The organism is Actinomadura darangshiensis (assembly GCF_004349235.1).
Classification (GTDB): Bacteria; Actinomycetota; Actinomycetes; order Streptosporangiales; family Streptosporangiaceae; genus Spirillospora; species Spirillospora darangshiensis.
In genome coordinates, this window is sequence record NZ_SMKY01000529.1 from 1 (window position 1) to 3143 (window position 3143).

A 3143-nucleotide genomic window follows, 5' to 3' on the forward strand; every position below is an offset into this window, starting at 1 on the left:
GCGTTGGGGGGTGGGCGGGGCCGCTAGGTTCGTTGCATGTCCGTGCCGCGACTCGCTGTTTCCGTCGACCTCGTCGTCCTGACCGTGCGGGAGCAGCGGTTGTGCGCGCTGCGGTGGCGGCGGGACCGGCCGCCGTACGACGGGGCGTGGTCGCTGCCGGGCGGGTTCATCCAGCTGGACGAGGACCTGCCCGTCGCGGCGTCCCGGCTGATGGCGGAGCGGGCGGGGCTCGCGGACGTGCGGATCCACCTGGAGCAGCTCCAGACCTACGGGTATCCGGACCGGGACCCCCGCCAGCGGGTCGTGAGCGTCGCGTATCTGGGGCTGGCGCCCGACCTGCCCGCGTCCAGCCGCGCGCAGGTGCTGTGGACGGCCGTGGACGAACTCGTCCACGAGGACCGGGCCGCGTTCGACCACCGGCGGATCCTGTGCGACGGGATGGAGCGGGCGCGGGCGAAGCTGGAGTACACCTCGCTCGCCGCGGCGTTCTGCCCGCCCGAGTTCACCGTCGCGGAGTTGCGCCGGGTCTACGAGATCGTGTGGGGCACCAGCCTCGACCCGCGGAACTTCCACCGGAAGGTCACCGGTGCCGACCGTTTTCTCATCCCGACGGAGCAGACCACGACGCGGGACGGCGGACGCCCCGCGAGGCTCTACCGCAGGGGCGATGCCGAGCAGTTGCGGCCGCCCATGCTGCGACCCCGCGCGTGAGGTTTTACCTGGGGGGATGTCGCGAGCGGTGCCGGACGGTTGCTAGTTTCGCCCCCTATGAACGGTGACTCGTCCGAAGCGCTCGGCCTGATCGTCCGGGACATCGGGGAGGCCGGCGTCGCGGAGATGGCCGGCTCCCCGGGCCTGGCGGCGGCCGTCGACCAGCACGTGGCCAGCCTCCGCGACGAACTCGGCGCCCCCGGCGCCCCACCCGGCGTCGACCAGTTGATGGGCTATCTGCACGGATTCGCCGAGGACGCCTTCAATCGCGGCTGGTGGCCGGAAGACACCCGCGATTGGGAATTTGTCCGCATTGTGGCGGTGTGCTGGATGATGCGGGGCGCTGCGTAGGCTGGGGACCATCACCCCTGTGCAATCTGGAGGACAACGGTGTCCGAGGCAACCACTCCGCGCTTCCGCTCCGTCCTCGACCGGTTCGTGGCTTACAAGCCGGGCAAGGTCGTGGTGTCGCCCGAGGGCCGCTCGTTCAAGCTGTCGTCCAACGAGTCGCCGCACGGGCCGCTCCCGTCGGTCGTGGACGCGATCGGCGAGGCGGCGCGCAACATCAACCGCTACCCGGACAACAACGCGACCGCGCTGACGGAGGCGATCGCGTCGTTCTGCGGCGTCCCCGCCGACCACGTCGCGGTGGGCTGCGGGTCCGTCGGGATGACCCAGATGCTGCTGGAGGCCGTCGCCGAGCCGGGCTCCGAGGTCGTGTACGCGTGGCGGTCCTTCGAGGCGTACCCGCTGCTGGTGTCCCTCTCCGGGGCGACGGGCGTCCAGGTGGCGCTGCGGGACGAGACCCACGACCTGGAGGCGATGGCCGACGCCATCACCGACCGGACGCGGCTGGTCTTCATCTGCAACCCGAACAACCCGACGGGCACGATCGTCCGGCGTGCGGAGATCGAGGCGTTCCTGGACCGCGTCCCCGCCGACTGCCTGGTCGTCCTGGACGAGGCGTACCGCGAGTACGTCCGCGACGACGAGGTCCCGGACGGCCTCACCCTCTGCGGCGACCGCCCGAATCTCGCCATCCTCCGCACGTTCTCCAAGGCGTACGGCCTCGCGGGCCTGCGCATCGGCTTCCTGGTGGCGCACCCCCTGGTCGCGGGTGCGATCCGCAAGACGTTCCTGCCGTTCAGCGTGAACTCCGTCGCGCAGGCCGCGGGCATCGCGTCGCTGGAGGCCACCGACGAACTGCTGGAGCGCGTCGAGGGCACGGTGAAGGAACGCGATCGCGTCCGTGACGCACTCCTGGCCGACGGCTGGACGGTCCCGCCCACCGAGGCCAACTTCGTCTGGCTGCGCCTGGGCGACCGCACCATGGACTTCTCCGCCGCTTGCGATGCCCAGGGCGTGAGCGTCCGCCCGTTCGACGGTGAAGGTGCCAGGGTCTCCATAGGCTCCCAGGAAGAGAACGACGCCTTCCTGGCGGTGGCCAGGGCCTACCCCCACCGCAACTGACGTCCAACGCCTTGCCTGGTCCGTGCCGACGACCGACAGGAACACCAAGCAGTCGGTGGGCGCCCCGGCCGGTGGTTCAGGTGAAATACCACGAGCGCGGGCAGGTGGCCTTCACCTTCCCGCGCCCATTCACTCGTAGTGTGGTACGAGGAATGACAGTTCAGTGGTCGTTGAGGAAAAGTCGGTGTTCTTTTACTGATCCCCCGCCACTAATTCCGACATCGATTCTGTCGCCCTCTTTCAGGTTGTACTTCCCGCCATCGCCGGCATCGTGCGTCGTGCAGGAACCTGCGCCGTTCGTAACCTTGGCCGTGTATTCAGAATAATGGTCGAGGTTGATGACGCGCAATGTGGCCGAACCCCCGTTCGCTGCCGTATCGCACACCGAGATGATGTCGCCGTGTTCCTCGATGTAGACCTTTACGCCGAGTTCGGACCACGTGTGGTCCCAGTGGATACCGGGAGGGATGTCGGCGGAGGCGGCGCCGGCGGTGGCCATCACTGTGGCGGCGGCGATCGCCATCGTGCCCGCGATGACACGGCCAACTCGAAATTTCACACCATACTCCTTCAGTGGAACCTGGGGCCCGTAGAGAACCGGGCACGCGACCTGTACGGAAGACAGTCCAGGGACCGGGCGTCGCGGCAAGCCGTCAGTGCGTAATTTTGTAGGTCAAAGTTCGGATTTGAAATTTGACTTTCGGTGGCGGCATTCTGCAGCCGCCGCTCCGGCGAACCCTTTGTCGTACACGATCGGGCATGGTCCCGGCGCGGCCTGCTGGACGTGCGGAGGTGAAATGCCTCGAGCGCGGGAAGGCGGCCTCCACGTCGCCGCCGCCACGAGCGCAGCCTCGGTCGACTCGTCCAGGATGGGAGCACGGGTGGAGTTCAGCCGGTTTTCGCCGGGCCCAGCTTCTCGACGATCAGGCGGTAGAGCTGGCGGGGACGGCCCGGCTGGGGGG

The 3143-nt window shown here is 68.6% G+C and carries 4 protein-coding genes; 3 read left to right on the top strand and 1 reads right to left on the bottom strand.

All coding sequences use genetic code 11. From position 1 onward, the window contains the following. The first annotated feature begins 36 nt into the window (after positions 1–36). From E1293_RS45915 to hisC, 3 genes are read left to right on the top strand one after another with little or no spacing between them, the layout of a single operon-like run. Positions 37–711, top strand: a complete 675-nt coding sequence (locus tag E1293_RS45915; protein ID WP_132206284.1) for an NUDIX hydrolase — start codon at positions 37–39, stop codon at positions 709–711. 57 nt (positions 712–768) lie between these two features. Beyond that, the gene (locus E1293_RS45920) at positions 769–1062 is read left to right on the top strand and encodes a DUF6401 family natural product biosynthesis protein (protein WP_132206286.1); all 294 of its coding nucleotides are present in this window, start codon (positions 769–771) and stop codon (positions 1060–1062) included. 39 nt (positions 1063–1101) lie between these two features. Continuing rightward, positions 1102–2181 (top strand): histidinol-phosphate transaminase, encoded by a 1080-nt coding sequence (gene hisC, locus E1293_RS45925; protein ID WP_132206288.1) that lies wholly within the window; start codon positions 1102–1104, stop codon positions 2179–2181. Positions 2182–2341: 160 nt separating this feature from the next. On the opposite strand, the gene E1293_RS45930 is transcribed toward hisC, so the two are convergent. Then, positions 2342–2740, bottom strand: coding sequence for a hypothetical protein (locus tag E1293_RS45930; protein ID WP_132206290.1), 399 nt, complete (start codon positions 2738–2740; stop codon positions 2342–2344). Between the last annotated feature and the right edge of the window lie 403 nt (positions 2741–3143).

What these genes read in the sequence shown, in the direction of transcription:
- E1293_RS45915 (WP_132206284.1), top strand. Translation starts at nt 37, where the DNA reads ATGTCCGTGCCGCGACTCGCTGTTTCCGTCGACCTCGTCGTCCTGACC.
- E1293_RS45920 (WP_132206286.1), top strand. Translation starts at nt 769, where the DNA reads ATGAACGGTGACTCGTCCGAAGCGCTCGGCCTGATCGTCCGGGACATC.